The organism is Desulfosporosinus nitroreducens (genome assembly GCF_023897015.1).
Lineage (GTDB): Bacteria > Bacillota > Desulfitobacteriia > Desulfitobacteriales > Desulfitobacteriaceae > Desulfosporosinus > Desulfosporosinus nitroreducens.
Window position 1 is genome coordinate 21113 of sequence record NZ_JAMHFY010000041.1, and the last position, 6139, is coordinate 27251.

Consider the following 6139-nt stretch of genomic DNA (forward strand, 5'->3'; position numbering starts at 1 on the left):
GCCCAACTATAACCTTGTCAATCCTATTTTGCATTAGGATTTGGATAAGTGAGTTCTGGTTCGATTCCCTAAATTGGAATCTCAAACTTGTTGCCCTTTTCATCTTGATAAATTACCTTTGCAAAAATTTGCTCGTTTGCTTCGGCTTTTGCACCCGCGGCAATTTTGATGATTCCAGGTTCATAAGGTTTACCCTCTCTTTTTGCCAACGCTGGCAGAGACCTTTGCAGCATAATTTATGTCTGATCGAGAGGCTGTGGCGAGTTTATCTCATAAAGTTTTCCACTAGCTCCAACTACCCCTAAAATCTTACCTTGGGGGATAAAACCTTTTTCCTTTCCATTTGCGTTTTCTAGGGAGAAGTAAACCTCAAAGCCTTTACCTGGATAATTACCATTACCTTTATCATACGGAGAAGCAGCAAGTGTTATTTTTGTAACGTTAAGCCTCCTCCATCGTCATGAATCAACTTGTTTGGTTCAATTTTAACGGCTTGGGGGTTATATTTAGGCGCAACATAAGTCTCATACCAGGGGGCGATGTCCTTAGTGACTACTTGCTTGGTTTGAGTAACATATGACCTTGTTTTATCGGCAAACTCAAATTCCCAATATGGTTCTAAATACTCCTTGATGTTATTTATGGCTTGAGGAGGGTTAGAAGGTTCCCGATAGAAAACCAGTCTGGGAGTAGGTACGTTGCCAACTCCTCGTATAATTAATTTAGTTCCTGCCCCACGAGTCTAAAAAACTAATGGGGTATTTAAATGACCAAAGAAAACTGGAAATTCATTTGCTTGGTCAACATCAACAAGATGCGCGCAGAATAACGCATACCCCATGCAGTCGTCGTGCCTGTGGGCAGTGTGGACAAGTCAACCCCAAAGCATACTTCAAATTCGACTTGTCCAAAGCCTGTGGGAAAGCTCTTTTAAGACAGACCCAAAAGGGCTTTTCCATAGGCTGGCACTGTCCACAGGCTCAGGATGAGGAATACCTGAGATTCCTCAGATCGTTCTTTGACAACAAAAAAGTATTTAAGTTTGTTGGGGTTTCAGGCAAAATGGTACCGTGAGGTTCGTTCTGGTAAGGCCTTCGCCTCCTTGAGGCTTTGACCTCTTATTAAGTCTGACTACTAGCCCACAATTTGAACTTTTAACTCGAAGGTTGCACAGCTTAAAGGGAACCCCTACGATAGTAGCAGATCGGGTGGATTCAAGGTCTTTTTAAGACAAGTGCTGATTCGGCGAGGTTGTTGACCTGTTGTGGTGCCTGGTCCCAACGTTAATCTTACATATTCTTTAACTCGGAAAGCGAGGTGATTTTACTTGAGTTTATTTGTCGGTATTGATGTGAGTTCCAGTGATTTTAAAGTGCGAATCTTAGATGAGCGAGGTAATGAACCGGTTAAAAGGCTACGGGTTTTGAATGATCAGCCTGGTTGTGAGCAAGTTGCCCGATATCTCTCTGAAGCCTGCGCTAAAGAGAATGTGGACCGCCTGGTTATTGGTTTAGAGGCCATTTCCGTGTACAGTTGGCCATTACAAATGTTCTTAGCGGAAGACAACAGTTTAGCATCTCTAAAGCCCCAAATTTATTCCTTTAACCCCAAGGTAGTTGCTAATTTCAAGAAGGCTTATGTGGACCTTCCGAAGAACGATTGGATTGATGCTTGGGTCATTGCCGAACGTCTACGCTTCGGCCGGCTCCCGGAGAGCTCTCAGGTCGATTTCCGCTACTTACCGTTACAGCGCCTCACTCGCTTTCGTTCTCATCTGATTGAGATGATCTCCAGAGAGAAGAATTATTTTCTCACTAACTTGTTCTTGAAATTTAGCACTCTTGCCCAAGGTGCTGTTTTTAGCAACACTTTCGGCGCTACTTCTGAATCCTTGACACTTGACTTTTTTTCTCCAGAAGAGGTTGCGGCTCGACCGCTTGATGAACTGATTGATTTCCTCATGGAGAAAGGAAAACGTCATTTCGAGGATCCGGAAGCGAAAGCCAGAGAGTTAAAGGAAGCTGCCCGTAAGGCCCATCGACTACGTGGAAGCCTCTTGCAACCAATTAACCTTATCCTGGCCACGAGCATCGAAACAATCCATGCTTTAGAGAAGCAGGTAAAGAAAATCGATAAAGCGATCGAAGCAGAAATTAGGCATTTCCCTAATACTCTCATTTCCATTCCAGGTATTGGCCCTGTGCTTTCAGCTGGCATTATTGCTGAAATTGGAGACATACGTCGTTTTCCAAATGAAGGAGCCTTAGCAAAGTTCATTGGGTTAACCTGGCGTTCTCACCAGTCAGGTAATTTTACTGCCGATGACACACCCTTAACCCGGACCGGCAACACCTACCTGCGCAGTTATATCATCCAGGCTGCTAACTTAGTACGCCAAAAGGAACCAGAGTACAAAGCCTTCTACCAACGTAAATTTTCGGAAAGTAAGACTCACCATCATCGCCGTGCTCTTGTGCTTACAGCACGCAAACTCGTCCGTATGGTTGATGCTCTGCTACGCAGCAACCAAATCTATACGCCACATGGCAATAGGGGGATTGCAAACTAAGCATGAACTACGATAACTGAAATCCCATTTTTGTAACTTGTTTCCATTTAATTTTGGGAATGAGAAGGTTTTTTGTTGCCTTTTTTGCCTACAGATAATTAACTTACTGAAAATTTGACTCACTTAGGGTCTTGACATATTACCGAAGGACTTTTACTTTCTTCATTATAGCCACCGCCTCATTCGCATCCACTTCTAACAACTTGTCACGAGGTGAGAATGCTCCTTCCTTGACTATAGCAGCTTTGTCGTCGGACAGAAAACTCATTATAGTTATTTTTACAAACTTTTGATCTTGAACAAATGGCACAATGTAATAATCGCCTATGACTCCATCATAGGACTTAACGAATATTGGTTTAACTGGCACAGCATCATCAATTTCTTTATTTCTATTAATATTAGGAAATTCGTCAATAGTTCCTACCTGTCTTCCAACAACAATACTGGCAAGATCATTCTCATTGGAGTACGCATACTACCCTTCTCTGTTTTTTCTGGCATATTGAACTAATTCATTGTTCAGTGGAACGGGTAACATGGAGTTAACATCAATAATTGGGTTAGGAATAACTGCATCTATTTTTTGAACAAAGCTTTATGCATCCACCTTCGCACTGGTGAAAACCGCAGAAGCTATCACCCCTATTACTAGTACGCCTAACAAAGACCATTTAACGGAAGACTTTCTAAACTTTTTAATCATGGTTATTCTCCTCTTGATTTGAGATTTGGAGCCAGTCAAGCTTGCCAATTGCGGAGCGTTAGTATGTCTCGACTAGTTTGATGAGCGTATAGGCATAGTCGTTGGATTGTTCTGCATCAATTCGTTCCATGGCTAAAGCATCACAGGATATCTCCTGGTCTTCTCGCATTCGGTAAAAGGCGTACCAAATTAGCGGGTTGAACCAGTGAATGATCTTTACCTCCTTTTCCTCTCTGGGGTCGACCTGAGCAGTTAAGGCTACTCCAGTTCAGAAGGCGGCATCACCACTTCAACTGGGGGTCCCATCGATGACATTTCAGCTACGAAATATACTTTTACGGCAATTCAGGCATTTATCCGAAGCCTACAGAAATCATCCCACAGAGAAGCAACCCCCAAAGTAGTACCCATCAACTCAGACAAGGAGTAATCTGCACACAAATGTCTGGGTTAGTCGGAACAACATAATCCTTTGATAGGGCCTTTCTTTTGTAGCCACGCTGATATCTGGTGACTAGAACCCTAAAATGCTCGTCTTTCTTTTATTCCGCCATTGCAGTTACTGAATTCTTTGTTTCATTAGTCTGATTCCTAACATAGTAAAAACTACAACTGCCTCTCAATCAAACTTATTCCTTAGGCCCTTTACAGTATACCGCTCCACCATCGGCAGATAGGTATGTCCGTTAATATTGTTCTCAAACAGGTCATGGGAGGATTCTGCTATCAGAATCTCCTTGTTTAACGATTCCCTGCAAAATTCCTGCAAAGGCTTCGGCACACACAAACCCAATTTATGAATGTCCATATCCTTACAAGCATTTAGTACTTGCAGATAGTCTTTTGCCTCATGGGGCAGGATGCTTCCGCAGAGCAGCCGGATGTCCGCTTCCCTGAATATTGTGGTTGGTTCTTTGAACTCCCCGCAGTCGTAGATGATAAAGTTGTAGTCTTTATCTAGCTCATTGGTAAAATAGCAGTCAACACCGCCGACGGGATAGGCTTCTCCGTCTTTTTCCGCATCATAGATATTGACGATCCAGTTCAAATGCTGTTTGGTATTAGCCTCCACATAGCAGGCGGAAGCCCCCCGAGCAATGAGCCAGGCCGCCAGGTTAAAGGCGGTGACGGTAACGCCGCTGCGCCGCTGTGTGCCGGCAATGGCAATCTTCACATTCCGGGCGTCCCACCTGTATTTGACAATCTCTTTTGGTATCAAGGCTTCTGGAGGAAGGGCGGTATCCTCCATAAAGCTTTCCGGTGGCCGCTTATACCTTTGCATACCATCCTCCGAAAGACACTCGGCAAACTCATCCCGGATACCGTCCATGCTGTCGGCGGTCACAATATCCGTTACGCCGATATCCACCAGCCTGCCGATATAGGCGTCTGCATTTGCCATATCTGAAAGGATGGGGATGATTCTCATATTAAGCATCATCTGCATGGATTGGAGGGCAACGATGAATCATCAAGCTGTTCCTCTATACAAGAAATATCCACAAGGAAATACTCACAGCCTATATAATTCCTGATGTCCTTTGCGGCAAAAAGCTTCAAGGGGAACCTGCCGATGAGCTTCTTTATTACAAGCTCCTGCCCTTCCATAAAGTCGGTCAGTCCGCCTTTCCCATTACTTGAAAGATACAGCAGCAACGCTCACACCTCCGTCATAGGGCTTGTTATCCTGCTTTTTGAGATTGGTGGTAAAAGCAGGATAATCCCAATCACCACAACCAGCACATAGATAAACAGTTTAATCAATTTTTTGCGGTTATTCATGTTCTACCTCCGCTATATAATGCTCCCTCAAAAGAAGAAAGGGCTTTTTATTGTGATATAATCCAGAATGGGCCGCCCGCTCCGGCGCTTTTATGAGCCTCGTCCAGTATGATGGATAAATTCCACTCCTGTTCGCTGCGCTTCTTGCTGGCTGGATCCGCCACCAGGATTTTTCCCTCAGTGGTTACGCCGCGCAGTACGATAAAATGCCCGCTGGACGTGAAATGCCCCTTGCTTATCAGGGCAACCACCAGCTTACCGGAGGACAGTGCATCAACGATTTTTTGCGGTTCTTTTGCCGAGCAGCCTTCCGCCTGCAAGCCAAAGGCTTTCGCTGCGCCCGGAATAAGGGAATGATAGGAACCGCTCCATCCTCTATGATAGTTAACGCAAAAGCTGATTTGACAATTAGTATAGGTGAATGCGATCATAAACGAAATGTCTATTTGTGACTATTCTGCTCATTCGCATTAATAATTTCTTTTGAATTCGCTCCAAACGGGATGCGAAAGGATGCTTTTTCATACAATAACCTAATCTTCAAACCTTTTGCATATTCTGTACCGGCAACCGGACATGGATTATGGAGTGATAATGCTTCACTCTGCCGGAAACGAATCTTGCGAATATTTTCTGGAGCATTTACCTCTAGATCGATTTTGTTTGTAAAATAGCTTGTTAATGTCGTAGATACCTACCACTGGTAACATATGCCGATAAATCTGGGGTCCAGCCTACTGGTAGCGACAGTATCAGTCGCTGTCGGGGGTTTGAAACCTCAACCACCGACCATCATCGAGCCAAAGTTCAAATCTTTGAGGATGCCTCGAAAGCAGGCCAGACTCTGGCTTAGGCTTTCCTTCCGATGAGCCCCAAAGAGCAGTAATGTGAGAATTTAAGTCGCTACATCTCTTTTCATAAAAACATACCAAGAGATGAGATTGAAGACTATAAAATAGACCGCCAGAAAAGTACCCGTAAACATCAAAAACAAGGAAATCCCTGCCGCTAAAGTATTTTAGTTTCATTCCAGAGTTCATTTTGCATAGTAATATCTCCGCCAGGATATGCAGGAATAACAG

General features: G+C 43.9%; 9 protein-coding genes. 2 read left to right on the forward strand and 7 right to left on the reverse strand.

The features are described from left to right. Nucleotides 1-68: 68 nt before the first annotated feature. A complete protein-coding gene (locus M8E35_RS24605; protein WP_252473625.1) occupies nucleotides 69-209 on the reverse strand; it encodes a hypothetical protein in 141 nt (46 codons plus the stop codon). Nucleotides 210-753: 544 nt separating this feature from the next. Here M8E35_RS24605 and M8E35_RS24610 point away from each other — a divergent pair. Together M8E35_RS24610 and M8E35_RS24615 are read left to right on the forward strand one after the other, a co-directional pair. Continuing rightward, complete coding sequence (locus tag M8E35_RS24610) at nucleotides 754-1074, forward strand: hypothetical protein (RefSeq protein WP_252473626.1); 321 nt, start codon at nucleotides 754-756, stop codon at nucleotides 1072-1074. Nucleotides 1075-1327: 253 nt separating this feature from the next. Beyond that, entirely contained in the window at nucleotides 1328-2569 is a 1242-nt protein-coding gene (locus M8E35_RS24615) for an IS110 family RNA-guided transposase (protein ID WP_252473627.1), read from the forward strand. Nucleotides 2570-3333: 764 nt separating this feature from the next. Here the strand turns inward: M8E35_RS24615 and M8E35_RS24620 are convergent. The 6 genes from M8E35_RS24620 to M8E35_RS24640 all read right to left on the reverse strand — a co-directional run. Then, the gene (locus M8E35_RS24620; protein ID WP_252473628.1) at nucleotides 3334-3444 is read right to left on the reverse strand and encodes a hypothetical protein; all 111 of its coding nucleotides are present in this window, start codon (nucleotides 3442-3444) and stop codon (nucleotides 3334-3336) included. Nucleotides 3445-3894: 450 nt separating this feature from the next. Beyond that, nucleotides 3895-4704: a hypothetical protein gene (locus tag M8E35_RS24625; RefSeq protein WP_252473629.1), complete on the reverse strand. Its 810-nt coding sequence runs from the start codon at nucleotides 4702-4704 to the stop codon at nucleotides 3895-3897. Nucleotides 4705-4712: 8 nt separating this feature from the next. Then, nucleotides 4713-4931 (reverse strand): hypothetical protein, encoded by a 219-nt coding sequence (locus tag M8E35_RS24630; protein ID WP_252473630.1) that lies wholly within the window; start codon nucleotides 4929-4931, stop codon nucleotides 4713-4715. Between the two features lie 3 nt (nucleotides 4932-4934). After that, complete coding sequence (locus M8E35_RS26625) at nucleotides 4935-5057, reverse strand: hypothetical protein (RefSeq protein ID WP_289711004.1); 123 nt, start codon at nucleotides 5055-5057, stop codon at nucleotides 4935-4937. Between the two features lie 47 nt (nucleotides 5058-5104). Continuing rightward, nucleotides 5105-5488 carry a C39 family peptidase gene (locus M8E35_RS24635; protein WP_252473631.1) on the reverse strand — a complete coding sequence of 128 codons (384 nt, stop codon included), beginning with the start codon at nucleotides 5486-5488 and terminating at the stop codon, nucleotides 5105-5107. A 321-nt stretch (nucleotides 5489-5809) separates the two neighbouring features. After that, nucleotides 5810-6139 (reverse strand): hypothetical protein (locus M8E35_RS24640; RefSeq protein WP_252473632.1); only part of this gene is annotated, 330 nt, incomplete at its 5' end.